21 protein-coding genes are annotated in these 25,674 nt (G+C 69.1%); 7 read left to right on the top strand and 14 right to left on the bottom strand.

Annotated features, from left to right (window positions below; translation table 11 throughout):
- Position 1: 1 nt before the first annotated feature.
- The gene (locus ALI144C_RS32015) at positions 2-2,692 is read right to left on the bottom strand and encodes an ATP-binding protein (RefSeq protein ID WP_083753564.1); all 2,691 of its coding nucleotides are present in this window, start codon (positions 2,690-2,692) and stop codon (positions 2-4) included.
- 233 nt (positions 2,693-2,925) lie between these two features.
- Between ALI144C_RS32015 and ALI144C_RS32010 the strand changes: the two genes are divergently transcribed.
- Positions 2,926-3,861: a hypothetical protein gene (locus tag ALI144C_RS32010; protein WP_193441240.1), complete on the top strand. Its 936-nt coding sequence runs from the start codon at positions 2,926-2,928 to the stop codon at positions 3,859-3,861.
- A gap of 25 nt (positions 3,862-3,886) precedes the next feature.
- On the opposite strand, the gene ALI144C_RS32005 is transcribed toward ALI144C_RS32010, so the two are convergent.
- Positions 3,887-5,272 carry an amino acid permease gene (locus ALI144C_RS32005; RefSeq protein ID WP_076990890.1) on the bottom strand — a complete coding sequence of 462 codons (1,386 nt, stop codon included), beginning with the start codon at positions 5,270-5,272 and terminating at the stop codon, positions 3,887-3,889.
- Between the two features lie 147 nt (positions 5,273-5,419).
- Between ALI144C_RS32005 and ALI144C_RS32000 the strand changes: the two genes are divergently transcribed.
- The 4 genes from ALI144C_RS32000 (at position 5,420) to ALI144C_RS31985 (ending at position 10,572) form a co-directional block, all read left to right on the top strand.
- On the top strand, positions 5,420-5,956 hold the full coding sequence (locus ALI144C_RS32000) for a helix-turn-helix domain-containing protein (RefSeq protein ID WP_076990889.1): 537 nt from the start codon (positions 5,420-5,422) through the stop codon (positions 5,954-5,956).
- 83 nt (positions 5,957-6,039) lie between these two features.
- Positions 6,040-7,188, top strand: coding sequence for an aminotransferase class V-fold PLP-dependent enzyme (locus ALI144C_RS31995; protein WP_076990888.1), 1,149 nt, complete (start codon positions 6,040-6,042; stop codon positions 7,186-7,188).
- On the top strand, positions 7,185-7,880 hold the full coding sequence (locus ALI144C_RS31990) for a cupin domain-containing protein (RefSeq protein WP_143230995.1): 696 nt from the start codon (positions 7,185-7,187) through the stop codon (positions 7,878-7,880). The genes ALI144C_RS31995 and ALI144C_RS31990 overlap by 4 nt, the downstream gene beginning before the upstream one ends.
- 412 nt (positions 7,881-8,292) lie before the next feature.
- Positions 8,293-10,572 carry a hypothetical protein gene (locus tag ALI144C_RS31985; RefSeq protein ID WP_143230994.1) on the top strand — a complete coding sequence of 760 codons (2,280 nt, stop codon included), beginning with the start codon at positions 8,293-8,295 and terminating at the stop codon, positions 10,570-10,572.
- Between the two features lie 21 nt (positions 10,573-10,593).
- Here ALI144C_RS31985 and ALI144C_RS31980 read toward each other — a convergent pair whose 3' ends face one another.
- The 12 genes from ALI144C_RS31980 to ALI144C_RS31925 form a co-directional block, all read right to left on the bottom strand.
- Positions 10,594-11,430: an LLM class F420-dependent oxidoreductase gene (locus ALI144C_RS31980; RefSeq protein WP_076990885.1), complete on the bottom strand. Its 837-nt coding sequence runs from the start codon at positions 11,428-11,430 to the stop codon at positions 10,594-10,596.
- The gene (locus ALI144C_RS31975) at positions 11,427-12,788 is read right to left on the bottom strand and encodes an amidase (RefSeq protein WP_076990884.1); all 1,362 of its coding nucleotides are present in this window, start codon (positions 12,786-12,788) and stop codon (positions 11,427-11,429) included. The genes ALI144C_RS31980 and ALI144C_RS31975 overlap by 4 nt, the downstream gene beginning before the upstream one ends.
- Positions 12,785-13,669: a carbon-nitrogen hydrolase family protein gene (locus tag ALI144C_RS31970; protein WP_076990883.1), complete on the bottom strand. Its 885-nt coding sequence runs from the start codon at positions 13,667-13,669 to the stop codon at positions 12,785-12,787. The genes ALI144C_RS31975 and ALI144C_RS31970 overlap by 4 nt, the downstream gene beginning before the upstream one ends.
- Complete coding sequence (locus ALI144C_RS31965; RefSeq protein WP_076990882.1) at positions 13,666-14,460, bottom strand: SDR family NAD(P)-dependent oxidoreductase; 795 nt, start codon at positions 14,458-14,460, stop codon at positions 13,666-13,668. The genes ALI144C_RS31970 and ALI144C_RS31965 overlap by 4 nt, the downstream gene beginning before the upstream one ends.
- A 55-nt stretch (positions 14,461-14,515) precedes the next feature.
- Positions 14,516-15,499 (bottom strand): aldo/keto reductase, encoded by a 984-nt coding sequence (locus ALI144C_RS31960; protein WP_202819116.1) that lies wholly within the window; start codon positions 15,497-15,499, stop codon positions 14,516-14,518.
- 32 nt (positions 15,500-15,531) lie between these two features.
- Positions 15,532-16,908: an MFS transporter gene (locus ALI144C_RS31955; RefSeq protein WP_076990881.1), complete on the bottom strand. Its 1,377-nt coding sequence runs from the start codon at positions 16,906-16,908 to the stop codon at positions 15,532-15,534.
- A 203-nt stretch (positions 16,909-17,111) separates the two neighbouring features.
- Complete coding sequence (locus tag ALI144C_RS31950; protein ID WP_076990880.1) at positions 17,112-17,498, bottom strand: cobalamin B12-binding domain-containing protein; 387 nt, start codon at positions 17,496-17,498, stop codon at positions 17,112-17,114.
- Positions 17,495-19,051: a methylmalonyl-CoA mutase family protein gene (locus ALI144C_RS31945; RefSeq protein WP_076990879.1), complete on the bottom strand. Its 1,557-nt coding sequence runs from the start codon at positions 19,049-19,051 to the stop codon at positions 17,495-17,497. Before ALI144C_RS31945 ends, ALI144C_RS31950 begins: the two co-directional genes overlap by 4 nt.
- Before the next feature lie 29 nt (positions 19,052-19,080).
- On the bottom strand, positions 19,081-19,863 hold the full coding sequence (locus ALI144C_RS31940; protein ID WP_076990878.1) for an IclR family transcriptional regulator: 783 nt from the start codon (positions 19,861-19,863) through the stop codon (positions 19,081-19,083).
- A 54-nt stretch (positions 19,864-19,917) separates the two neighbouring features.
- Positions 19,918-20,313, bottom strand: coding sequence for a Zn-ribbon domain-containing OB-fold protein (locus ALI144C_RS31935; protein WP_076990877.1), 396 nt, complete (start codon positions 20,311-20,313; stop codon positions 19,918-19,920).
- Entirely contained in the window at positions 20,304-21,482 is a 1,179-nt protein-coding gene (locus ALI144C_RS31930; protein WP_076990876.1) for a thiolase C-terminal domain-containing protein, read from the bottom strand. Before ALI144C_RS31930 ends, ALI144C_RS31935 begins: the two co-directional genes overlap by 10 nt.
- Entirely contained in the window at positions 21,479-22,993 is a 1,515-nt protein-coding gene (locus tag ALI144C_RS31925) for an AMP-binding protein (protein ID WP_076990875.1), read from the bottom strand. The genes ALI144C_RS31930 and ALI144C_RS31925 overlap by 4 nt, the downstream gene beginning before the upstream one ends.
- Before the next feature lie 316 nt (positions 22,994-23,309).
- Between ALI144C_RS31925 and gabP the strand changes: the two genes are divergently transcribed.
- Positions 23,310-24,698 carry a GABA permease gene (gene gabP / locus ALI144C_RS31920; protein ID WP_076990874.1) on the top strand — a complete coding sequence of 463 codons (1,389 nt, stop codon included), beginning with the start codon at positions 23,310-23,312 and terminating at the stop codon, positions 24,696-24,698.
- A gap of 28 nt (positions 24,699-24,726) precedes the next feature.
- Positions 24,727-25,521: a tetratricopeptide repeat protein gene (locus ALI144C_RS31915; RefSeq protein WP_076990873.1), complete on the top strand. Its 795-nt coding sequence runs from the start codon at positions 24,727-24,729 to the stop codon at positions 25,519-25,521.
- Positions 25,522-25,674 lie beyond the last annotated feature (153 nt).

The following is a 25,674-nucleotide window of genomic DNA, read 5'->3' as shown; positions in this document are numbered from 1 at the left end:
TTCAACGGACGATCTTGCGGAGCTGACGGCGTGAGGTGATTCCCAGTTTGCGGTACACGCTCCGCAGGTGGGCATCCACAGTGCGGGGGCTCAGGAACAGCAACTGGGCCACTTCCTTGTTCGTCGCCCCGGCGGCAACCCTTTCCACGATGAGCCGTTCCTGCGCGGTGAGCAGGTTCAACGCGTCCTCATCCTGGGGATCGGGTTGTTCGCCGGTGGCCCGCAGTTCGCGGGCCGCTCGCTCGGCGAAAGCGTCCGCGCCCATGCGGGACAGCATTCCGTGTGCCGCGCGCAATTCCACTCGCGCGTCGGCGCGCCTGCTTTCGCGCCGCAGCCATTCGCCGTATGTCAGCCGCGCGCGAGCGTGCAATATCCCGATCCTGGTCTGGGCGAAAAGTTCGACGGCCTGCCGGTAGAGGGCCTCGCAGTCGTCCTCATGGCCGAGCAGGGCCCGCGCCTGCGACCACTCGGCGACGGCCCACGGGACGGGATTGGCCCGCGCCAGTGCCTCGAGGTGGGCCATGGCCACGTCGGCCTCGGCGGTACGGCCGCAGCGCGCGGCGGCTTCGACGAGTTCGGGGTAGACGGCCCAGATCGAGTAGAGACCGGCCTGGTGGCGCCGCTGCGCCGCCAGCGCGGCGGCCAGTGCGTCCTCGTAGTTGCCGAGTCCGTTGTGGAGCACCGTGGTGGCGTAGTGCTCACCGGCGATCTCGACCGGCCGGTTGCCGCGCCCCATCAGTTTCACCAGTTCGCGGTGGCGTTCGACGTCACCGCGGAAGGCGGCGAGCACGAGCTGCGGACCCACCACCGGCACAGTTCCCGCCACCTGGTCGACCGCGCGGGACTCCTCGAGGCAGGCGGCGGCCTCGTGGAACCGGCCGACCGAGACCCTGGCGATCGCCTGGTAGCGCAGCGCCTGCGGCAGCGTGGCGAGAATGCCCTCGCGGCGCGCCACGTCCACCTGGCGGTCGGCGATCTCCTCCATCAGCTCGTCGTCGTGCAGGTCGATGGCGAGCTGGCAGAGCAGGTTCATCCGCCAGGGTTCCGCCTTGTCGTCGGCCGAACGGCACGCCTGCGCCGCCGCGCGCATCGCGACCACCGCCTGCTCGACGGGCAGCATGACCTGGTCCAGCAAGGCGTTGAGCAACAAGTCGGCCGGCCGGACGAGGTCGCGTCGTGGCAGCTGCTCGCGGATCCGGGCGCCGAGGTCGTGCAGCCGGCCTGGCTCGTTCTCGTTGTACATGAACGACGCGAACGCCTCGAGGTACGTCTCGCGTGCTTGTTCGGGAGCGGATTGCGTGACGACGTCGACCAGCGTGGCGGTCGCCTGTGGGCTGTGCACGAGCTGGTAGTCGATCCGGGCCCGCAGCAGCCGCGCCTGTGCCCGCCGCTCCTCGCCCATCGGGTGGCGTTCCGCCCTGGCGACGAGCGCACGGGCTTCGTTCGGCGCCCCGGCCTGCAGCCGCAGCCTCGCCGCGGCGAGCAGTCGTTCGACTTGGTGGACCGGTTCGGGCGTCAGCTCACCCGCTCGTTCCATGAACGCGGCGGCGGCGGCGAATCCGCCACGCAACCGCGCCCGGTCGGCGGAGCGGACGAGCTCCGCGGCGACGTTCTCGTCGGCGTCGACGATCGCGTGGGCCCGGTGCCACGCCCGCCGGTCGGAGTCGACGTGCGGGTCGGTCGCCTCGGCCAAGGCGCCGTGCACGTCGCGACGCGTCTGCGCCGAGGCCGACGCGTACACCGCGGAACGCACGAGCGGATGCCGGAAGCGCAGCCGGGGACCCATGGTCAGCAGACCGGCGCCTTCCGCGAGCGCGAGGTCCGAGATGTCCAGGCCGAGCCGCCCGGCGGCCCGGCCGAGCAGTCCGATGTCCCCGATCGGTTCCGCCGCGGCGAGGATCACCAACGGTCGCGTGGCCGCGGGTAACAGCTGGAAGCGGTGCGCGTACTGCTCCCGCAGCGCCTCCACCACGGTGAATCCGGAGCGTCGTCGGCCGGGTTCACCGAACGGCCCGACGTGTCCGGTGAATTCGAGCAGCGCCAACGGGTTTCCGTGCGCCTCGGCCAGTATCCGGTCGAAGACCTCGGCGTCGAGCCCCGACCGGCCGGCTGTCCCGATCAGGAGGCGGGCGTCCTCGTCGGCCAGTCCGGTCAGGACCACCCGGGGCAGGTCGGCGATACCGGGCACCGAACCGGCGTCCCGCGCGGCGAACACCACGGCGACCCGGTCCGCGGCCACGCGCCGTGCCACGAAGGTCAGCGCCCGGCGTGAAGCGTCGTCGGTCCACTGGGCGTCGTCCACCACGCAGCACACCGGCCGCTCCTTGGCGGCTTCCCGCAGCAGCGCGAGCACACCGGAACCGACCATCAACGGATCGGGCGACGTCTGACTGCCGAGGCCGAACACCACCTCCAGCACCCGCTGCTGGACGGCCGGGAGCCGCAACCGGTACTCCAGCAGCGGGGCGCACAACTGGTGCAGGGCCGCGTAGAGGAGGTCTTGTTCGAACTCGGTGCCCGCGGCGCGCAACACCGTGAAGCCGTCCACGGTGGCCACCGCCGTGTCGACGAGGGTGGACTTGCCGATCCCGGCCTCACCGGCCACCACGACCGTCCCGCCGCACCCGTCGGCCGCCGACTTCAGCAGCCGGTCGATCTCGAGGCGTTCCGCCTGGTGGCCCACGATCCGCACCCCGAAAACACCTCCCGATCACCGTGGCGTGACCACAACCTATCGTTGCCGGACTAGGCGATTTCTACCGACACAGCCCACCGTGCTGCCGGGGTGGCGAGAACGCTGAACGAAGTTATGCCGAACTGGGATTGGATGCCGCGAACCGGCCGTCAATACGATCATCCGCACGACCCCTCACGACGAGATGAGCGGTGGCTTTCCCCTGCGTAGCCGCTCGAAATGAGGTCACTGTGAGTCGCACACGCGCCCTGCTGCTCGCGGCCGTGATGCTTGTCGCGCTACCGCCAACGGCGGCGACAGCGGCAGCATCCCCAGCCCCGAGTGCCGCCGCCCCTTACTGCTACGAGGAACCGTCGCAACCGACCGCCGACGTGAGCGACCTCAAAGCGAGGTTCACGTCGTCGAACTGGATGCAGACCCTGCAGGCCGTCTACCAGCGGCGCTGGCCGAGCGGGCAGGCACTCGCCATCGCGCAGGCCAAGGACCCGTACTGGAACCAGTTCGTGCAGAAGAGCAGCTTCGAGGCGTTCGCCGAGTCGATGATGGTCGCCATCCACGAGGAAACCCACATGTGGGACCTCGACCCGGCACGCACGAGGTGGAACGTGCACACCGCGGCCTGGATCAACGCCTCCCGGCAGGACACGGTGGTGCCGCTGTACGACGGCTTCCCCCGCAAGGAGATCCTGCCGTTGATCAAGGACCGCCTCAGCGACTCCATGGACGGCATCTACCTGCGCGACCGAACCCAGGGCGAATACCACCTGCAGGGCGTGACGGCGGAGCTCAACGCCGGGCTGACCGGCCTGCCCGCGGTCACGGTGCTGCAGGAGTACATCAAGGGGGTCGGCGCGAGCAACTCCCGCGACATCGCCGCCACCAACCTGCGCTACCTGCTGCTCTACTTGCGGGTGGCCAAGGACAAGCACCCGGACTACTGGGCGAAGATCCGCAACGCGCCCAAGCTGCGTGAGCTGGTGCTGACCCAGTTCCTGCGCACGGCGTACTGGCTGGAGAAGTCCGCGCCCTACACGGGCAAACTCGGCAGCCCGAACGCCGACAAGATCACCGCGACGAACTACGCGCCGGAGAACATCGCCATCCTGGAGGAGTTCACCGGACGCAAGGTCCGCACCGACACCCAGAAGAACTGCACCGCGAACTGACCCGCGGACAAGGCACCCGGGAGGATCATGCGCCCTCCCGGGTGCTGCGCCGCCGTGTGATCACGGTGTGGGCGACGACCAGGACAGCGAAGAACGGCAAACCGGCCATCCACGCGGTGTCCAGGCCGTCGATGAACGCCGTCGACACCATCACGGCGAACAGGAACAGCGCGGCCAGCCCGGAGGTGACGGGCGCGCCCCACAGCCGGACAGGCGACGGGTCGGCCGGAGCGCGCCGGAACGCCCAGTGCGTGACCAGGATCAGGATCCACACCAGCAGCGCCCCGAAGATCGAGATCCCGAACAGGACGAGATAGGCACTGTCGGCGGCAGCGGCGGACAGCGTGGCCGCCAAAGCCAGTCCCAGCGCGGACAACGCGAGCGCGTTGCGTGGCACGCCTGTCCGGCTGAGCCGTCCGGTCCAGGCAGGCGCGTATCTGTCGGCGGCGAGGGAGTGCAGCATTCGCGTCGTCAGGTACAGGTTGGTGTTGGCACTCGACAGCGCCGCCGTCAGCACGACGAAGTTGGTGATCCCGGCGGCGGCCGGGATTCCGGCGCTCTGGAACACGCGCACGAACGGGCTCGTGTCGACGGTTCCGCCGTGTGCGGTCACGGTCCACGGCACCACCGCGAGCACGATGGCGATCGCCAGGACGTAGAACAGCACCAGCCGCAGCACCATTCGGCGTGCGGCGCGGGGGATGTCGCGCTCCGGCTGTCGCGACTCGGCGGCGGTGACCGCCACGACCTCCGTGCCGATGTAGCTGAACAGCACGAACACCATGGCCAGCAACAGGCCTTCCACGCCGTTGGGCAGGAAACCGCCGTGACTGGTCAGATTGGTCAGGCCGGTCGCCGGTGACTCGGGCAGTCCCACGGTGATCAGCACGACGCCGAGGCCGATGAAGACGACGATGGCGATCACCTTGATCATCGCGAACCAGTACTCCACCGTGCCGAAGAACCGCACGGCCAACGTGTTCGCACCGAGCACGAGCACCGAGAAGACGACCACCAGCAGCCACAGCGGCAGCTGCGGCCACCAGAACCGGACGTACAGCCCGGCCGCGACGATCTCGCCGCCGACCGCGATGACCTGGATGGTCCAGTACGTCCAGCGCTGGACGAATCCGGCCAGCGGACCGAGGTACCGCTGCGCGATGGCGCCGAACGACCCCGCTTCCGGGTGCACGACGACCATTTCGGCCAGCGCCCACGCGATGACGAACGCCACCAGCGCGCACACCACGTACGCCACGATGGTCGCGGGCCCGGCCTGCGAGATGGCGAGTGCCGAGCCGAGGAACAACCCGGTGCCGATCGCGCCGCCGAGCCCCATCATGCTCAGTTGCCGTCCGGTGAGCGCGCGCCGCAGACCCGGAGGGTCGGTCGCGGGCGATGGAACGGTCATCCACCCTCCAGCCGCTTCAGTGGGGCTAAACAGGTTTCAGCAGTGTGCGACCCCGGCCGAAACCGTGTCAACGCCGCAGCGGTGGCAGTGTGGCTGAACCCGGTTTAGCCTTCCTGCACGACGTGCGGTGGCGGACGGGGGAACGGCATGATCGGCGAACGGATCCGCGAACTGCGCACCGCCCGGTCGATGACCGTGACCGAACTGGCCAGGGCGGCGGACGTGTCGGTCGGCATGATCAGCCAGGTCGAGCGGGGGATCACCGACCCGAGCCTGGAAACCGTGCGGCGGATCGCCAAGGTGCTCGCCACCCCGGTGTTCAGCCTGTTCCAGGAGGCAGGCGCGGAGCCGGTCGCGGTGGTCCGCAAGGAGCAGCGGATGACTGTCCGGTCGCCGCGCGACGAGATCGTGTACCAGCGGGTCTCGGCCGGTGCCGGTCGGGTCGAGGTGCTCGAGGGCCTGCTGGAGCCGGGTGCTGCGTCGTCGGAGTCCGGCTGGAGCCACCCGTCCGACGAGTGCGTCGTGGTGCTGACCGGACGGCTGGTGGTGGAGGTCGGCGGTGACCGGCACGTGCTGAAGGCCGGGGACAGCGCGACGTTCGACTCCCGCAACCCGCACCGCTACCTCAACGAGACCGCCAGACCGGTCCGGTTCCTGCTGGCGGTCACGCCGCCGAGCTACTGAGGCGTGGACAGGGGCGTTGACGCCGGTCGCCTCCGGTTCCTACCATCGGATTCAGTCACACTAAACAAGTTTAGTGGGGGACGATGCGGCCGAGACTCACCAGCGACCAGTTCCGCGACCACTTCCCGGCCCTCGCCGACACAGTCCACATGGCCAGTTGCAGCCAGGGCGCGCTGTCGGGCGAGTTGCAGGTCGCGCTGGCCGAACTGACCTCCAGCATGCGCGTCCACGGGGCGCCGTGGGAGGCGTGGATGGGCGAGGTGGACCAGGCCCGCCGCCGGTTCGCGGAGCTGATCGGTGCCAGCGCCGACGAGATCGCCATGGTGGCGTGCGCGTCCGAAGGTGCGTACCAGGTGGCGTCCACGCAGGACTGGTCGGCACGGCCGCGGGTGGTCACCACCGACATGGAGTTCCCCTCGGTCGGGCACGTGTGGCTGGCGCAGGTGGCGCGGGGTGCCGAGGTCGTCCACGTGCCGGAGCGTGGCGCCACGGTGGATCCGGAGGAACTCGTCACCGCGATCGACGAGCGCACCGGGCTGGTGTCGATTCCTGTGGCGTCGTACCGAAACGGTGCCCGCATGCCAGTCGAAGCCGCGGTCGTTCGTGCGCGCGAGGTGGGCGCGAAGGTGTTCCTGGACGCCTACCAGGCCACCGGGGTGCTCCCGGTCGACGTGCGCGAACTCGGCTGCGACTACCTGGTGTCCGGCGCGCTGAAGTACATGCTCGGCCTTCCCGGCGTCGCGTTCCTCTACGTCCGCGACGGCCTCGTGGACGATGTGCCACCACAGCTGACGGGGTGGTTCGGCCGCGTGGAGCCGTTCAGCTTCGACCCGAGAACAGTCGACCACCCGGCGCACGCCCGCCGGTTCGAGACCGGCACACCGGCGATCCCCGCCGTGTACGCGGCCAACGCCGGAATGCGCCTGCTGTCGAGGATCGACATCAAGGAGGCTGGCAGACACGTCGCCGAGCTGGTCGCGTTGACCGCCGAGCGGCTGCGGGCGGCGGGGGAGCGGCTCTGGCTGCCCGAATCGCCCGCCGACCACGGGCCCCAGGTGGCGCTCGTCGACGACGACCCCGATCGGCTGGCCGCGTATCTGGCCGAGCGGCGGATCGTCACCGCACCGCGCGGCCACGTGCTGAGGCTCTCGTTCCACCACTACACGAACGAATCCGATGTGGACGCGACGTGCGCGGCGATCGCGGACTACCGGGAGGCCGGGGCGGCATGAGCGAGGTATTCCACTACACCGGCGCCATGCCGTCCCAAGTGGACAAGATGGTGGTGTACGGCACGCACGAGGACAGCAGTACAGGCCTGTGCCAGGCGGTCTACCGCTGCCCGCCTGGCTGGTCCGGCGCGCGCTCGCCCGGCGTGGGCAGGCTGGAGACGTTGTACGTCCTGTCCGGCAGGGGAACACTGCACCGGGAAGGCGGCGACCACCCGCTCCGCCCGGAGTCCGCCGCCCTGATCGTCGGCAGCGAGACCTACGAGATCACAGCCAAGGACGAGATGGTGTTGGTGTCGGTGTCCGCGAACACCGACCCCGACAACGAGGGCGGAGCCGCACGGGCGGTGATGGACCTGGCGGACCAGTACACACAGGACGCGGTGAGCCAACGGGAGTTCCAAGTGCTGTTCGACCCGGCCACCGGATGCTCCGGGGTGACGCAGTTCCTCGGTTACATACCGCCGATCCGCACGCCGATGCACTACCACCCGTACAGCGAGATGGCGTTCGTGGTGGGCGGCCGGGGGACGGTGGAAATCGCGGGCGAGGTGTCCGCGATCGGGCCGGGCAGTTGCTTCTACCTCCCGGAGGGCGTGCACCACCGGGTCGAGAACCAGCACGACGGCTACCTCCGGCTACTCGGGGTCTTCACCCCCGCGGGCAGCCCGGCGCAGAACTTCCCCGTGGAGTGACCGCACCGCCCAGGTAGCCGACTGCCCGCGTGAGGACCTGTTCCGGCGAGTCGGCTCTGCCTGAGTTGGCCGCACCCTCGAACAGTCGGATACGAGCCGCCCTACTGTCCTGTTCGGAATGCCTCGACGCGATCGCGGAGTTCCGGATCCATCTCAGCGTCTTGCTTGACGCAACCGGAAGCCGGAGTTCCACAGCAGATGGTCCTCGGTGTTTCGAGGATCGACGAATGTCAGGAACGCACTGCCCATGTCGATCATGGCAGATCGCTTCCGTCGTATGCAGGTCCATCTGGGTGGGATGATGGGCTGACCGACATCCTCGTGCGGTTGTCGGTGGCGAACAGGTACTCCAGACGAGTGGACAAGCGCCAACTGCCGGTTTCGCCGACCGCCTTCGACCACCATGTACGGGGTGAGTCTGGAGGCTGAGACGTGGTTGCACCGGGACATGCGCACGATCCTGAATCGGCTGGTCCGCCGCCCGGAGTTCGCTGAGGAGATCAGTCGCCTCAAGCTCACGCCCCACAAGGTTGTGGTGCGGGTCGCGGAAGATCCAGCAGTCCTGGCCAGTGCCCGGCACGCGTACGAGTCGCTGGCGAGCGAAGGGCAGGCTTTGGATGCGCATGAGCGCGATGCACCAAGGTGGTGGCCGCGGACGTGGGAGCCGGACGCGTTCGAGCGGCGACTGCTGTGGGCCATTCCCTGCGTTCTCGCGGTCTGGATCGCCACGGTCGCGCTGTTGGGGACCTGGCTGCCGGACGCGGTCGAGTTGGGCCTGGTGATCGTGGTGGTGTTGATCGTCGGAGTGCTCGCCCTGCGGGGGCTGCCGGAAGACGTGTGGCTTTGGTTGCTGTGGAAACGAGACCATACGATGCTTGCTGTGGGGTTGCCTGTCCGCCGACGGGATCGGCGCCAGGTGTTGCAGGACGAGGTGCTCGTCCCAGGGTTGCGTGGATGGCTCAGTCGTCAGACGCAGCCGTCGTTCGAACTGACACTGGAACTCCGCGACGCCGCCGGGCTGACGAAGCCTCCAGGGCAAGGCGCTCTTGTTCAGACGGACGCGGTCGAAGCGTGTCGGCGAGAGGTGAACAGGGACTACGCCGGAGCAGTTGGTCTCGCTGGACCGCGCGGAGCCGGTAAGACCACTATCGCGGAACGGGCTGCCCGAGACGAGTTCACAGATCCAGAGCGGCCACCGGTGTTGGGAGTACTGACGAGCGCGCCGGTCCGCTATGACGCCCGCGATTTCATCCTGCACCTGCATACCTGTGTGTGTCGCGCCGTGCTGGATTTCATCGCTGCGTCCGGTACCCAGTCCGAAACCCATCAGCAGTGGAACCGTCTGCACAGGAAACACCGGATCCGGGCCGGGATCGGTGAGCTGTCGCGGATCGTGCTGTCGATCGGTGTCAGGCTCGGGTTGGCTCTGGGGGTCGCGACCCTGGCTTGGGGATGGCCGCCGAACCCGGCACTGCTCGGTGGGTTCGTGAAGGATCTGGTGACGGACTTGGGAGGGTTCCGGACCGTTTCCTGGAGCGACGTAGTGGTCTTCCTTGGACTCCTCCCGCTGTTTTTCGCAGCACTGCGTGTGGTTCTGGGCCTGCTTCGGGGGGTGACCAAGGGCGTGTTCCGCACCGTCCGGCGACTGCATGGCTGGCTGTCGGACGACCGCGTCGATCCGGAGTTGGCGGCGTTGCGGTCGTTGGCCCACCAGCAGTTACGCAGTATCCGGTTTCTGCAGACGCACACCAGTGGCTGGTCGGGCAAGGTCAGCGTGCCCGCCGGTACCGACCTGAGCATGACCCGCTCGTTGGCCAAAGCCGAGCAGCCGTGGACGCATCCCGAGGTGGTGGGCCGGTTGCGTGACTTCATCGAAGTCAGCATCGAAGTGCTCAGCGACCAGGTGAGCAAGATCGTGGTGACCATCGACGAGGTGGACAAGATCGCTGATCCTGACGAGGCGCACCAGTTCCTCAACGAGATCAAGGGTGTGTTCGGCGTGCCGCGCTGCCTGTTTCTCGTGTCCGTCTCCGACGACGCCCTCACCGCGTTCGAACGCCGCGGAATTCCGGCGCGGGACGCCTTCGACAGCGCCTTCACGTCCATGATCCACGTCCGTCCGTTCACCCTGGAGCAGTCACGCACGTGGCTGGCGCACCGCGCGCTGGGCATCCCGGAACCGTTCGTGTGGCTGTGCCACTGCATGTCCGGTGGGCTGCCCCGGGATCTCGGCCGGGTCGCGCTCACACTGTACGACCTCCAGCGCGACCACACTCAGCTCAGCGCTGTCACGCACGCGATGCTCGCGCGGGACTTGGACATCAAGACCCGTGCGTTCGCGCAGACCGCCAAGCCGTTGCCCCGCACCGGCGACGACAGCCCGCACACCCTGATCAAGCACCTGTCCAAGCTGCCACTCGATGACCACTTCGAACTGGCCGAGCTGGCGCGACAGATCTGGCCGGACACCGACAGTCCGCTGGACACCGAACTGGCCCGGCTTCGCGCCGAGGTCGCCTGCTACCTGGTGTTCTGCCAGACCATCGCGGAGATCTTCCACGACCGGCTGGACCCGGCAGGCAAGGTGGACGCGGTCATCGCGCTCGCGACAGCTCGCCAGCACATGGCACTGGACACTCTCTTGGCCTGGAACGTGCTGACGGACTTCCGAGCCACAGTGAACCCTGGCTGACCAACCCCATCAGGTGGGGCATCAAACCAAGCCGAAGCTGTCGACGCTCGTCGCCAGTTCGTCGAGATAGCGCAGCGTCTCCGCCTCGGGTGTGGGTGGAAGGTCGAACGTCACCCGGTCCACGCCCGCCTCGGTGTAGGACGTGACCTTCGCGGCATCAGGGGCGGCTCCACAGAGCGTGGTGCGGACGTCGGCGCGGCCCTGGTCGGCGAGCCATGCCGCTACGCGCCGCAGTTCGGCCACCGGAGTCCTCACTCGGGGCATCCATACGTTGCCGTAGCGAACGAGTCGGGTGAGCGCCGCTGGGCTCTCGCCGCCCACGCCGATCGGCGGGTGGGGGCGTTGTACCGGTTTCGGCCACGAGAAAACCGGGTCGAAGTCGATGTGGTCGCCGTGGAACTCGGCCTTGTCGTCGGTCCAGATCGCCTTGAGCGCGGCGAGTTTCTCGTTCAGCAGCGGGCCGCGGCGGCTGGGGTCGATGTCGTGGTTGCGCATCTCCTCACGGTTCCACCCCGCTCCGACACCGAACAGGACGCGCCCTCCGCAGAGCACGTCGAGCGACGCGACTTCCTTGGCGGTGTAGAACACATCGCGTTGGGCGAGCAGCGCGACGGCTGTGCCGAGGGTGAGTGCGGTCGTGGTGGTGGAGGCGACGGCAAGTGCGACGAACGGGTCGTACGTGCGGTAGTACTCGCGGGGCAGTTCGCCGCCGCCGGACCATGGCGTCTCCCGCTTCACCGGGATGTGCGAGTGCTCCGTGATCAGCAGCGACTCGAAGCCGCGCTCTTCGAGGGCTCGTCCGAGGACGTCCGGGCGGATGCTCTCGTCGGTCACGAAGGTGTTGACGCCGAACTTCATGCACTCTCCTGCGGGTAGTGGATCACGGGCCGCGACTGCTCGACCAGAGCGCCCACGGCGAGGACGAGCTGGTCGGCGTGCCGGGGCCCGACGATCTGGATGCCGACCGGAAGCCCGCTCGAGGTCCGTCCAATCGGGACGCTGAGGGCGGGTTGCCGCGACATGTTGAACGGATAGGTGAACGGTGTCCACTGTGGCCAATCAGTCATCCCGCTGTCCGGTGGCACGTCGTGACCCGCCGCGAAGGGTTCGATCGGCATGGTGGGCGTGATGAGGACGTCGAACCGCGTGTGGAACTCGCCCATGGCGACGGCGAGCGCCGCGAGTTCGCTCTGGGCGTCGAGGTAGTCGGCCACCGTGTGCCGGGCGCCACGCTCGGCCAGGGCGTGCAGGCCAGGATCGAAAGCCTGGCCGTAGCGCCGGACGATGTGTGCGACGCCGACAGACCACAGCATGTCGAACGTCGCCGCCGGATCGGGGAACCCGGGGTCGGCCTCCTCCACATGCAGGCCCAGCCCGGCGACGGTTTCGGCGACCATGGCGGCGATCTCCGGGTGCACCTCCACGCGGCCCAGTGACGGCGAGAACGCGACCCGCAGCCGCGCGAGGTCCGTGGTGTCACCGACAGTCGGTGTCCATGCGGGATCCCGGTGGTCCGGGGCGGCGAGGATATCGGTCAACGCGGCGACGTCGCCGACCGAGCGGGCCATCGGTCCGGCGTGCGCCAACGTCCCCAGCACACTGGGCGGGTACATCGGGATGCGCCCGTGCGTCGGCTTGAAGCCGACGACACCGCAGAACGCGGCAGGGATGCGGGCCGACCCGGCCGCGTCGGTGGCCACGGACACCGCGCCCATGCCGGTCCGGACCGCCACGCCGCTGCCGCCGCTCGACCCGCCTGCCGTCAGTGTGCGGTCCCACGGGTTGCGCGTGATGCCGTCGATGGCGTTGTCGGTGGTGGCTTTCCAGCCGAGTTCGGCGGTCGTGGTTTTGCCGAGCAGCACGAGGCCGTGCGCGCGGAGCGCTGCCGCCGCTGGGCTGTCGGTGTCCCACGGCTGATTCGGATCAGTGTGTCGTGACCCGCGCAGCGCCGGCATTCCCCGGGTCAGGAAGAGGTCCTTGATGGACGCGGGCACGCCGTCGAGCGGTCCCAACGCGTTTCCCGCGACCCAGCGCTGTTCGGACGCGGACGCCTGCGCGAGAGCGCCCTCATGGTCGACATACGCGAAGGCACGCAGGTCGTCGTCGTAGGTGTCGACCGCCTGCAACGCCGCCTGCGTCGCCTCCACGGGCGAGAGATCACCCGTGGCGTAGGCGGTGCCGAGCTGTGCGGCTGTCCATTGCGACAGGTCAGTCATGTGCCCACCACCGGCGGTGCGGGGCGGGAGAGCGGTTCGACGACACGGCCGTACAGCTCGGGTCTGCGGTCGCGGAAGATGGTCAGATAGCGGCGCTGAGCCCGGAGGTCGGCACCGCGCAGCACGGCACGGACCGCGTTCTCCCGGTCGTTGTCCGAACTGGCCAGCACGTCGCCGCTGGGACCCGCGACCGCGCTGCGCCCGTAGAAGTGCAGGTTGTCATCGTCGATGCCGGTGCGGTTGCAGCCAAGGAAGAACACGGCGTTCTCCATCGCCCTGGTCGCGCAGCGCGCGACGATGCTGTCGGACGGGACCTTGCCCGGCTGCACAGCCGACGCCCACAGCGAGACGACGATCTCGGCGCCCGCGAGGGTCTGCACGCGCGCCATCTCGGGGAAGCGGACGTCGTAGCAGACGTTGAGGGCGAGTGTGCCGAGCGAGGTGGGGAACACCGCGATCTCGTCGCCGGGGACGTAGTACTCCTTCTCGTCGCGGCACGGGTGCACCTTGTGCTGCACGCCGAGCACGTCGCCCGACGGGCCGATCAGCACGGCGCTGTTGAACAGCACCTCGGGCACGTACGGGTGCCGCTGTGACAATCCGACCACGACGTGCGCGCCAGCGCGGCGGGCCGCCTCACCCAGCACCTCCGTGGTCGGGCCGGGCACGGGCTCCGACGCCGCGTAGAGGAGTTCGGCGTAGGCGTCGTCACGTGCGGAGCGGACGTAGCCGGTTGTGCTGAGCTCGGGGAAGACGACCAGTTCGGCCCCGTGCTCGCGAGCTTCCTGATCGACGAACGCCGCCATCCGTTTGGCGTTGCCCGTGCTGTCCAGCGGTGTCGAACTGAACTGCACGAGCGACACGCGCACATCGTCTTTCATCGGTGGTTCTCCGGGTGTACGTCCCGCGCGAACAGCGGGTTGCCCGCCAGCAGCCCGCCGTCGACGGGCAGCAGGCTGCCGGTGATGAACGACGCCTCGTCGGAGGCGAGGAACAGTGCCGCGGACGCGATGTCGTCGGGCTCGCCGACCTGGCCGAGCGGGTACCAGGTGCTGATCCGGTCGAGGAGGTCGGGGACGATCTTCTGCCGTTCCTTCCAGACGTCGGTGCGGAAGGTGCCGGGAACGAGCGCGTTCGCCCGGATCCCGAAGGGGGCGAACTCGACCGCCAGGTTGCGGGTCAGCGCTTCCACGCCCGCTTTCGCGGCGCTGTAGGCGGCGGCGCCGACGTGGGTGTGCGCGTTCACCGACGAAACGCTGATGATCACACCGTGCCGCTGCTCGATCATCGTCGGGAGCACCTGCTGGGAGCACCGGAAGGCGCCGGTCAGCACGACGTCGATGTCGCGGTTCCAGTCCTCGATCCGGGTGTCGAGAATCGAGGCCGGATTCGACGTGAAGGCGTTGTTGACCAGGACGTCGATTCGCCCGTAGGTCGCTTTGGCGGCGTCGGCCATCACGCGGACGTCGTCGTCGCTGCGGACGTCGGTCCGTACGGCCAACGCCCGGCCGCCCTGCTGTTGAACGTCGGCGGCGGCCTGGTCGGCGGCCTCCTGGTCGAGGTCGGCCACCACGACGGCGGCGCCCTCAGCGGCGAAGCGGCGCACCAGCGCTCCACCCAGCCCGGAGCCACCGCCACCGGTCACGATCACCACACGGTCTGCGAAGCGCATGTCACCAGCCCATCACATCATCACCGACTTCCCAGCCATATCTCGTGAGGAGGGGTTATTCGAGGAGGGACATGCGGTCGGGGGAGTACCGCTCGCCGACGATCTGGTCGGCGGGCACCGCCTGCTCGATCGCTGCCACGTCGGCGGCGGACAGCGGGACGGCGAGGGCCGCGACGTTCTCCTCCAGTTCGCTCCGCCGCTTCGCGCCGGGAATCGGCACCACGTCGTCGCCGTGGCTGTGCACCCACGCCAGGGCGAGCTGACCTGGCATGACGCCCCGTTCTCGGGCGAGTTCTCCGAGCGCTCGGACGAACTCCAGGTTGCGTTCCAGGTTCCCGGCGGCGAAGCGCGGCTGCGACGTGCGCCGGAAGTCGCCTTCCTCGAAGTCGTCGGTCGAGCGGTAGCGACCGGTGAGGATGCCCCGGCCCAGCGGTGAGTACGGCATGATCCCGATACCGAGCTCGCGGCAGAGCGGCACGACGTCGTCCTCGATCGTGCGCGACCACAGCGACCACTCGGACTGGACCGACGTGATCGGGTGCACGGCGTGTGCCCGGCGGATCGTCTCCGGGGACGCCTCCGACAGCCCGATGTGGCGCACCTTTCCGGCTTCGACCAGATCCGACAGCGCTGCGACCGTTTCCTCGATGGGGACGGCGGGATCGAGCCGGTGCTGCTGGTAGAGGTCGATGTGGTCGACGCCGAGGCGGCGCAGCGACGCGTCGCACGCCTGCCGGACGTACGCGTCGTCGCCGCGCAACGAACGCGCCATCGAGTCGTCCTGCGCGCGGACGACACCGAACTTGGTGGCCAGGACGACGTCGTCGCGACGACCGGCGATCGCCCGCCCGACCAGCTCTTCGTTGGCGCCGTAGCCGTACATGTCGGAGGTGTCCAGGAGCGTGACGCCGAGGTCGAGCGCGCGGCGCACGGTCGCGATCGACTCGGCCTCGTCGCTGCTGCCGTAGAAGTCGCTCATGCCCATGCAGCCGAGTCCTTGGGCGCCGACGTCGAGCGCACCGAGATGCCGGGTTGGCATCGCCATGCTGTCTTCTCCTTCGTCGAGATGCATCAGGCCGGTCCGCTCGCTTTGGCGGGTTCGGCCGGTACTGCGCATTCAGCGGCCTCGTCGATGTCCTTGAGGTGGGTTTCCGGCATGAACATCACCGCCACGAACGTGATCGCGCAGACGACAGCCATGTACACGGCCACGGAAACCGATGACTGGGTCGCCGCGTACAGCGACGTGGCGATGAGCGGGGCGAACGCGCCACCCAGGACGGCCCCGAGCTGAACGCCCAGCGAGACGCCGGAGTACCGCAGTCCGGTGGTGAACGACTCGGCGAAGAACGCGCCCTGCGGGCCGTACATGGTGGTGTGCATCAGGCCCAGACCGACGATGAACGCCACCAGGATCAGGAAGGTCGACTTCGTGTTCAGCAGTGGCCAGAAGGCGAACGAGAAGGCGCAGAGCATCCCCGAACCCGCCAGCAGCATCGTGCGTCTGCCGACGCGGTCGGAGATGGCGCCGGACAGGGGGAGCACCAGCAGTTGCACGCCCGCCGCGACGAGCACGGCGACCAGGATGGTGTTCTTCGACAGGCCAAGGATCTCCTTGTTCGTGCTGTAGGAGACCGCGAACGTCATGAACAGGTAGTAGGTGACGTTGATGCCGATGTAGGCGGCCGCGACGAGCCCGATCTCCTTGTAGTGCACGCGGAAGGCGCGCAGCACGGGGGAGCGGCCGTCCTTCGGCGCCGGGTCCACGGCCTGCGTCTTCGTCTGCTGGTGCCGTCGGAACGCGTCGGTGTCCTCGAGCCGCAGTTGCAGGTGGATGGCCAGCCAGATCAGCGCCGCGCTGGCGAGGAAGGGAACGCGCCAGCCCCACGACACGAACGCCTCGGGTGAGGTGAACTGGATCGCCGCGATGAAGGCGAGGTTGCCGAGGATGATGCCGCCCGGCGCGCCTGCCTGGGCGAAGCTCGTGAAGAAGCCGCGTCGCCGGGGCGGCGCGTTCTCCATCGCGAGCAGGACGACTCCGCCGAGCTGCCCGCCGACCGCGATGCCCTGCATGAAGCGCAGCAGGACCAGCAGGATCGGCGCCGCGACCCCGATCGCCGCGTGCGTCGGCAGCAGACCGATGAGCGTCGACGCGAGCCCCATCCCGACCAGTGCGCCGATCAGGGCCGTCTTGCGGCCGCGCACGTCACCGATGTGGCCGAACAGCATGCCGCCGAGCGGCCGGGCGATGAAACCGACCGCGAAGGTCGCGAAGCTGAGCAGCGCACCGGTCAGCGCGGTCTGTTCGGGGAAGAAGAGCTGGGGGAAGACCAGCGCCGCCGCCGTGCCGTAGATGAAGAAGTCGTAGTTCTCGATGCTCGATGCCGACAGTGCCGTCACCGCGACCTTGGCCAACCTCGCCTGTGTCGGATCCTGCGCCAGCGCCATTGCCCGCTCCTTCCGTCACCGTCGCCGACCGTTCACCCGAAACCTCACTGTTTCGTGCAATGAAACGCGCGAATCACTGTGTGACATGCACTGTCTACCCGCCCCCGTCACCCCGGTCAAGACGGTGCAACCAATGTGGCCTTCGTTGCGCGAAACGCAACGAAGGCCACATTGGTTGCACACCCCCACGCGCGAACGGGGGGTCACGGCTGGGTGGTCGCCTCCTCGAAGGCGGTCACGATCTCCGTCATCGACGCGCCGGGCCCGAAGTGCAGGTGCACGCCCGCGGCCAGCATCCGGTCGATTTCGACGGGCTCGTCGATGCCTCCGGTGAGGACGGGGACGTCGCACCCCTCGCGGCGCAGCCCTTGCACCGTGAGCGCGGCGAAATGGCCGAGTCCGCCGCTGAGGCAGCTGAGCCCGACGGCGTCGGCGTCCTCCTGGACGGCGACCTGCACGATCGTCGCCGTGGAGACGCGTTTCCCCAGGTACACAACCTCGAACCCGGCGTCGACGAGGTGCTTGCCGATGAGCCGGACGCCGACGTCGTGGCCGTCGAGCCCGAGTTTCGCCAACACGACGCGTTTCATCCCTCGAAGCCTTCCCTGGTGGCAGCGACGATCTCGGCGGACGTGGCGCCCGCGCGCAGCGCCTCGATGCTGGGCCGGACCAGGTTCTCCGTGCCCGCGGCCGCTGCCTCGACCGCTTCGAGGGCACGGTCGACGAGCCCGGCGTCACGGCGACGCCTGTGCTCGGTGACCCGCGCGACAGCGTCCCGCTCGACCTCGGCGAAGTCGATCTCACCCGAGCTCTTGCCCGCGAACCAGCCGGCGCGGGCCTTCGCGTCGAACACGCCGTGACCGACCATGAGCCGCTCTCCCGTGCGCAGCTGCTCCTGACGGGCACCACGGTTGTCGTCGATCCGGCCCGCGATGTAGCCGTTCTCAATGGCTTCCAACGGCCCACCAGCCTCGGCGAGCCGGTCGAGTTCGGCACGGACCTTGCTCATCACGTGCTCGTCGACGGCGCGCAGTTTGGCGCTGCCCGCGAGCGGGTCGATCGTCGTCAGCGTGCCGTGTTCGTACGCGACGACCTGCATCGTGCGCACCGCGAGCGCGGCGGCATCGGCGGACGGGATACGCAACGCCTCGTCGTAGCCGGTGGCGCAGAGGTAGTCGACGCCACCGAGCATGGAACCAAGCACGCTGAGCGTCACGCGTGGGATGTTGACCAGCGGTTCCTCGGCCGATTCGAGGCCGTGCGCGTAACCCATCAGCCGCGCGACGGGCTGCTCGGCGACAGGAATGCCGTAACGGTCGCGCAGGATCTCGCTCCACAGGATCCGAGCCGTGCGGAACACCGACGCCTCGACGAACAGGTCACTGCGCTCGTTGAGGAAGAACATCAGCTTCCCGGCGATGGCCGCGGGCTCGTAACCACGGCCCACCAGTTCGTCCATGTACGCGATGGCGTTGCCGAACGCGAAAGCCACGGCCAGCAGCGGACCCGCGCCCGCGACGTCGTAGTGGTTGGAGCAGACGGTGAGCGCCGCGCCGGGCATGTCTTCGTCGATCGCGAACGCGACGCAGTCGGCGGCGATCCGCAGCGCCTGCGCGGGCGTGTGGATCTCGGTGCCGCGTGCGGTGAACTCCTTGAGCGGGTCGTTCTGCATCACGAGCTTGACGTGGCGTGCGTCGCGATCGGACAGGACACTGTGGACCATCCCCAGCGCGACGTGCCCGAGCGAGTTCTGCAGCATCCCGACGCTGTCGGCCGCGGCGAGGTCGAGCCGGGCGCAGATCGTGGCGAAGTCCGCCAGCGTCGCGCACGACACCCCGGCCCGGCCGACCTGGGCGTGCGCCAGTTCGTGGTCGGGATCGAAGCCGAGTTGCGACGGCAGGTCGGCGGCCAGCAGGAACGACTCCGCGCCCACTTCCTGCAGCACGGCGAGCCGCTCCGCCGTCATGGTGGGGGAGCCGAGGCCGGAGTAGACCATGAAGCGCGGACGGAACGGGCCGGGCGTGGCGATCCTGCTGTCGCTCCACGCCTTCAGCGCGGGCTCAGCGGTGGTCGGCGAGTCGTCGTAGCGCGCCCGGATGGGCACCTTGCCGTCGTTCGCCGTGCTGACGTGCTCGTGTTGCACTGGCCCGCTGCCTCCATGCTTCGTTGTGCTCAGCCCGGTCCCGGCGCTCCCGACACCGTCGCCGAGATCCGGGCCGCGACGTCCCGGACGTGCCGTTCGACCTCGGCGATCCGTTCGTCGTCGAGACGGCCTTCCGGGCCGATGACGCTCAGCGCCGCGAGCGCGACACCGTTCGCGTCCGTGATCGGCGCGGTGACGCCGACCGCGCCCACCGCCCGTTCGCCGTGGCTGTACGCGACGCCCGCGGCCGCGATGCTCGCCAGTTCGGCGCGCAGGGTGTCGAGGTCGGTGATCGTGTTCGGCGTCGTGGGGTCGAGCGGGAGGTCCTTGAGCAGGTGTTCGCGCTCCGCCTCCGGCATGAACGCGAGCAGTGTCTTGCCCGCGGAACCGGTGTGGATGCCTTCGGAGACGCCCTCTCCGGCGATGTAGCGGATCAGGTGCGGACTGGGGAACTCCTTGACGCAGATGCGGGACCGTCCCGCCCGCACGTGCACCGCGACGGTCTCGGCCGTCACGTCCCGCAGCTCCTCCAGTGCGTCGGTGGCCTCGAAGATGAAGCCCGCGTTGCCGTTGGAGATCGACGACATCAGGTGCAGGCAGCCGGGCCCCAGCCCGTAGTGCCCGCTGGCCTGGTCCTGTACGACCATTCCTTTGGCGCGCAACGTGCTGAGCAGGCGGTATGTGGTCGGTTTGGACAGCGAGACGACCTCGGCCGCGTCGCGGAGCGTGAGCGTGCTGTGGCCGAGGGCGAACAGGATGTCGATCGCCCTGCTGACCGCGCGGACCGTGGAGCCGTCGGGGGTTTCAGTCACTGGACACCTCTGCGACGTGGCGGCGCGACCGTTTTGTCGCGTGAGCCCACCGTATCAACCAGCGAAACGGTCAGGCTCGAACCAGTAGCGCGGCGTCTCGCCATCCGCGCCGATCCGCACGCGCACCGCCATCCCTGCCGCTGGTTCTGCTCCGTTCATTCTGACCTGGCCGAACACCGTCGGTCCGGTGTCGTCGAGTGCGACCTGGCCGAGCGTGTACGGCGCGGGCAGCCCTGGCCGGGGGACGTGCACGGTCGTGTACGTGAGCAGCACGCCTGTCGTAGCGAAGGTGTGTTCGGCGGGCGCGGGCGTCCCACAGCGGTGGCAGACCGCGCGCGCCGGGAACGACACTGCCCCACACTGTCCACAGCGGCTGCCGACGAGCGCGTGCCCGTTGTCGCGCGGCCGTTGCGCGGTCGTCGGCACGGTGAGCGCGGCGTTCAGTCCCATGGATCTGTCCTCTCCAGCAGGTGCACGCACGACACCGCTGACTCGCCCTCCAGCCAGCCACCGTTGTTGTGGGCAAGGCCGATACGCGGCTGGTGGGTCTGTCGCCCCGTGGCCTCACCGCGCAGCTGCCACGTCAGCTCCGCGACCTGCGCCAGCCCGGTGGCGCCCACGGCGTGCCCGCGCGAGGACAGCCCACCGCTCGGGTTGACCGGGCGGGAACCGTCGATCTGGGTGGCGCCGCTGCCGAGCAGCGCGCCCGCGCCACCGGGGCCGCAGAAGCCGAGATGCTCGTAGGCGATGAGCTCAGCGGGCGCCATGGCGTCGTGCACCTCGGCGACGTCGACGTCCTCGGGACCGAGGCCCGCCTCCGCGTACGCCGCGGTCGCGCACGTCTCTGTCAACGACGGCTCATTACCGGTGGTCGTGTACCCGGTCGCGGCCTGCGACGCCCGTACCCGGACAGTCGGCCGCCCCGCCGACGGGATCACACCGCGCCGAGCCAGCACAACCGCCGCCGCGCCGTCGCAGATGGAACTGCACATCAGCAGCGTCAGCGGGTCGGCGATGGGCCGCGAGCCCAGCACTTCCTCGGGACTGACGATCTTGCGGTGCTGCGCGTACGGGTTGAGCGCGCCGTTGGCGTGGCTTTTCACAGACACGGCGACCAGGTCGTCCACAGTCAGCCGGCCCGCGGCGACGAGCCTGCGCAGCCGCATCCCGTAGACGGCGGTGAACTGCAGCCCGATTCCCGAAACCACGTCGAGGTCCCCCGCCGACTCCAGCGCCGCGAGCGTCCGGCCCCGGTCCTCGACGAACATCTTCTCCACGCCCGCGACCAGCACGACGTCCGCCGAGCCCGCGCGAATGGCGAGTACGGCCTGGCGCAGCGCGGTGGACCCACTCGCGCACGCGTTCTCGACGTTCGTGACGGGTATGCGCTCGATGCCGATCTCCCGCATCACCGACTGGCCGCGGATCATCTCCTGGCCCTGCAACAGCCCGGCCATCGCGTTCGCGGCGTACACGGCGTCGACGTCCTGCACACCGAGGCCCGCGTCAACCAGCGCCGACACGCACGCGACGCGGTTGAGGTCCTTCAGCGAGTGGCCGGTGAAACGGCCGAAAGGGTGCATGCCCACCCCGATCACCTCGATGTCGTCGCTGGTCATTCGGGGCCTCCGTCGGTCAGCTTGTTGCGCAGCTCGACCCGGTCGACCTTCCCGTAGGTCGTGCGCGGGATGGCGTCCCAGATCTCCAGGCGGCGCGGGGTGCGGATGCCCAGGCGGGGCCGGACGAAGTCGATCAGTTCCTGGCTCGACACGGCCTGCTCATGCCTTAACCGCACGACAGCCGTGACGGCGTCGCCCCAGCGCGGGTCCGGCAGGCCGAGCACCACGGCCTCGCTCACCGCGGCGTGCGCGGCCAGTTCGTTCTCGACCTCACGAGGCGCGATGTTGTAACCACCCGAGTTGATCATCTCGTCGCTGCGGCCCTGGAGGTGCACGAAGCCACGCTCGTCGGTGCGGGCCAGGTCCTTGGTGCGCAGCCAGCCGTCGACGAGCACCGCGGCCGTGGCCTCGGGATTGCGGTGGTAGCCGGTCATCATGTGCGAGCCCTGCACGTACACCTCGCCGATCTCACCTGGCGGCGCCACACGTCCGTCGTCGGTGCGCACCTCGACGGCCACCGACCGCCATGGCCGCCCCGCGGACTGACGGGCCTGCGCGTCGAGGTGATCGGTCCTGCTCAGGCACGTGATCGTCATAGGTGCCTCGGACTGGCCGTAGTCCTGCACGAGCGTCGGGCCGAACCGGTCGAGCGCCCGTTCCAGCACCGGCAGCGCCACGCTCGACGCCCCGTAGACGATCGTCTCGAAGCCCCACTCGTCCCGCGCGGCGTCCAGCAGCGGTTCGAGCATCGCGGGCACCGCCTTGAGTGTGCGGAAGCACTCCTCGCGGGAGCGGTGCCACACCTCGTCGGGGTCGAACTTCGGCATGACGTGCACCCCCGCACCGCTGATCAGATACGGCAGCACGAAATAGCCGGACGCGTGCGAGACGGCCTGGGTGAGCAGGATCCGCTCGCCCTCTTGGACCGGGGCGAGTTCCAACAGCAGGTTCAGCGCCACCTCGCGCAACGCCCGATGGGAGAGCACGACGCCTTTGGGCCGCCCGGTCGTCCCGGACGTGTAGGAGATCCAGGCGGCGCCCTCGGGATCACCGTCGCGCACCACGGATGTCGCCGGTGCCCCCGCGACGAGCGCTTCGTAGGAGTGAGCGAAGTCGGGATCCGCCTCGAACGGGACCGCGATCAGCCCGAACTCGACAGCCAGCGCATGCGCGGCGGCGGCGAAGCGCGGCGCGAAGAACAGCAGCCGCAGGTTCGCGTCCTCGGCGACGTAACGGAAGTCCTCCAGGTGCAGGCGGGCGTTGAGCGCGACCCGGACCCGGCGGCCGAGCGCGATCGCGCAGTCGACCTCGACGGCCTCGGTGCGGTTGTCGGACAGAATCCCCACGCTCGCGCCAGGCGGAACGCCGAACCCGTCCATGGCATTGGCCAGCCGCTCGGCCCGGTCGAGGAGCGCGGCGAACGTGCGCGCCGTGACGCCGTCGTCCACCGCGGTCACGTGGCGGTGCGCGGCGCCCGCCCGACGGAGCATGTAGGCGGTGTCCAGAGCCATCCGCGCGGCCTCCTTGCCGAAGAGCGTTTCATCTGACGAGAGGAACGTATTGTCTGATGAAACGCTCTGTCAAGAAGCGCCTGATGCACCGGATCGGGCCACGATGGGCCCGGATGTCCAATGTGGATGACCCGCAACGGGAACGTGGATCGTGCGTTGCCCCGGCACGTCCTTCGTCGGAAAATTGTGTCCCGCCTGGCGGCGTCGGACATCGCTGACCCTGCACGTGTAGGGTGCGATCTGATCATGCTGCGAGGTCGCGGTCTCACGATTCCGCCGGCTTGTTGATCGCTCAGTGTTGAGGTTGGGGGAGGACATGGCAGCTGCGGACGGGTTGTCGGCGGGGCTGAAGAACCGGCACGTCACCATGATCAGCATCGCCGGTGTGATCGGTGCCGGTTTGTTCGTGGGCTCGGGCACGGCGATCAACGAGGCCGGGCCGGGCGTGCTGCTCGCCTACGCGTTCGCCGGTCTGCTCGTGGTGGTCGTGATGCGGATGCTGGGTGAGATGGCCGCCGCGAATCCCGACACCGGTTCGTTCTCGACCTACGCCGACCGTGCCATCGGGCCCTGGGCCGGGTTCACGGTGGGATGGTTGTACTGGTGGTTCTGGGTGCTCGTGATCCCCGTCGAGGCAACCGCGGCCGCTGCCATCCTGGAGAGCTGGACAGGAGCGCCGCAGTGGATCTGGGCGCTCGCTGTGACCCTTGTCCTGACCGTCACCAACCTGTTCAGCGTGGCCAACTACGGCGAGTTCGAGTTCTGGTTCGCGCTGCTGAAGGTCATCGCGATCATCGCGTTCATCGTGGTCGGCCTGCTCGCGGTGTTCGGGGTGTTCGGCACTCCGCACAGCGGGATCGCGCACCTGTGGGACACCGGCGGGTTCATGCCGAACGGGCTCAGCGCCGTGGTCGCGGCGGTGCTGGTGACGATGTTCAGCTTCATGGGCACCGAGATCGTGACGATCGCGGCGGCGGAGTCGGAGAACCCGGTCGAGAAGATCGGGAAGGCCACGCGCTCGGTGATCTGGCGGATCGGCCTGTTCTACCTGGCGTCGATCTTCCTGGTCGTCGCCATCGTGCCGTGGAACGACCCGGGGCTGGCCAAGAGCGGTTCGTACCAGACGGCACTGGAAGCACTCGGCATCCCGGGCGCGAAGGTGATCGTCGACATCGTCGTCCTGGTCGCGGTGGCGAGCTGCCTGAACTCCGCGCTTTACACCGCCTCCCGGATGATCTACTCGCTGGGCAGGCGCAAGCAGGCCCCGGCCGCGGTCATGCGCACCACCGCGCAGGGAGTGCCCCGGGTCGCGGTACTGGCGTCCACTGTCGTCGGATTTCTCGCTGTGATCGCCAACTACCTCTTCCCCGAGGACGTGTTCGGGGTGTTGCTGGCCACCTCGGGTGCCGTGGCGCTGTTGGTCTACCTGGTCATCGCGATCTCCCAGCTGCGGCTGCGCGCCAAGCTGACGCGGGCGGGTACCGAGTTGCGGGTGCGGATGTGGCTCTACCCGTACCTCACCTGGGCTGTGGTCATCGTGATCCCGGTGATCCTGGTCTACATGGCCACCCAGGAGGATCAACGACTCAACATCGGCGCGACCGCGGCTATCGCCGTGATCGTCGTCGCAGCCGGGTTCCTGCTGACCAAGAGGCAGCCGGCGAACCGGGACTCCATGCACGACTCCGCCCAGCACACGAAGTAATGCCGTCCTCAGTGGACAAGGCGGCCCGGTGACCGGGCGCGACCGGGCCGGTGCCGGACAGGCGTGGACCCGCGCGGCGCTGCTCAACGACCGGGGCCTCGCGCTGGCCGAAGCGGGCCGTCGGGAGGAGGGTCTCGCCGCCATCCGGGAAGCCGTCGCCCAGGCACGCGAAGTCGGCGACGCCGCGCTGCTCGCCAGCGCCCTGCACAACCTCGGCCTGGTGCTGGCACAACTGGGCCGGGACGCCGAGGCGCTGGCGCCCAGCGCGGAAGCGGTCAGGGTCCGCCGGAGCCTTGCTGTGTCCGCGCCGGACGCCAATCTGCCGCTGCTGGCCTCGTCGCTGAACAACCTCGGACGGCGCTTCGCCGCGCTCGGCAGGCACGCCGAAGGCCTGGCGCCCACCGAGGAGTCGGTGGCCATCGGCCGCGAGCTCGCCGCCACGCATCCGGCCGATCTCGCGCTGTCCCTGAACAATCTCGGCATCCGGCTGCACGATCTCGACCGCCCCGAAGAGTCACTCGAAGCCACGCGGGAGGCCGTCGACCGCTACCGCGACCTGGACCGGCCGCTGCTGGCGATGTGCCTGACGAACCTGGGCATCCGGCTGGCCCGTCTCGGCAGGCACGCCGAAGCACTGGCCGCCACCGAGGAGGCCATCGGCATCGGCCGAGAACTGCTGGCCGGGCCGGACGCGAACCTCGAAGCACTGGCGGAATCGCTGGCCTGGCAAGCGATCCACCTCAAGACGCTGGGCAGGCGCGGGGCGGCACGCGCGGCCAGGCGCGAGGTCCGGGCACTCCGCCGCCAGGCCCACAGGGCATGAACGTCGACATCGACTGGCAACCGCTGTCCCATCCGGCGGTATAAGGCGCTTCTCGTGGCTGAGCCGCGCCACGCTCCGCGAACCGAAACGCCGCTCTGGTGGCGGCCGGTGAACCAGCCTGAAAGGGGTTGGGCCGTGGCTGGGTTTGTGGCA

It is taken from the genome of Actinosynnema sp. ALI-1.44, assembly GCF_001984155.1.
Classification (GTDB): Bacteria; Actinomycetota; Actinomycetes; order Mycobacteriales; family Pseudonocardiaceae; genus Kibdelosporangium.
Note: the sequence above shows the minus strand (reverse complement) of the source record. Positions and strands in the feature narration are given on the sequence as shown.

Bases quoted from the DNA above. Each gene is read 5' to 3' on its own strand.
- ALI144C_RS31925 (WP_076990875.1), bottom strand. From the start codon at position 22,993: ATGGCTCTGGACACCGCCTACATGCTCCGTCGGGCGGGCGCCGCGCAC.
- ALI144C_RS31980 (WP_076990885.1), bottom strand. From the start codon at position 11,430: ATGAAGTTCGGCGTCAACACCTTCGTGACCGACGAGAGCATCCGCCCG.
- ALI144C_RS31935 (WP_076990877.1), bottom strand. From the start codon at position 20,313: ATGGGACTGAACGCCGCGCTCACCGTGCCGACGACCGCGCAACGGCCG.
- ALI144C_RS31990 (WP_143230995.1), top strand. From the start codon at position 7,185: ATGAGCGAGGTATTCCACTACACCGGCGCCATGCCGTCCCAAGTGGAC.
- gabP (WP_076990874.1), top strand. From the start codon at position 23,310: ATGGCAGCTGCGGACGGGTTGTCGGCGGGGCTGAAGAACCGGCACGTC.
- ALI144C_RS32005 (WP_076990890.1), bottom strand. From the start codon at position 5,272: ATGACCGTTCCATCGCCCGCGACCGACCCTCCGGGTCTGCGGCGCGCG.
- ALI144C_RS31975 (WP_076990884.1), bottom strand. From the start codon at position 12,788: ATGACTGACCTGTCGCAATGGACAGCCGCACAGCTCGGCACCGCCTAC.
- ALI144C_RS31930 (WP_076990876.1), bottom strand. From the start codon at position 21,482: ATGACCAGCGACGACATCGAGGTGATCGGGGTGGGCATGCACCCTTTC.
- ALI144C_RS31960 (WP_202819116.1), bottom strand. From the start codon at position 15,499: ATGCCAACCCGGCATCTCGGTGCGCTCGACGTCGGCGCCCAAGGACTC.
- ALI144C_RS31950 (WP_076990880.1), bottom strand. From the start codon at position 17,498: ATGAAACGCGTCGTGTTGGCGAAACTCGGGCTCGACGGCCACGACGTC.
- ALI144C_RS31970 (WP_076990883.1), bottom strand. From the start codon at position 13,669: ATGAAAGACGATGTGCGCGTGTCGCTCGTGCAGTTCAGTTCGACACCG.
- ALI144C_RS31955 (WP_076990881.1), bottom strand. From the start codon at position 16,908: ATGGCGCTGGCGCAGGATCCGACACAGGCGAGGTTGGCCAAGGTCGCG.
- ALI144C_RS31965 (WP_076990882.1), bottom strand. From the start codon at position 14,460: ATGCGCTTCGCAGACCGTGTGGTGATCGTGACCGGTGGCGGTGGCTCC.
- ALI144C_RS32000 (WP_076990889.1), top strand. From the start codon at position 5,420: ATGATCGGCGAACGGATCCGCGAACTGCGCACCGCCCGGTCGATGACC.
- ALI144C_RS31995 (WP_076990888.1), top strand. From the start codon at position 6,040: ATGCGGCCGAGACTCACCAGCGACCAGTTCCGCGACCACTTCCCGGCC.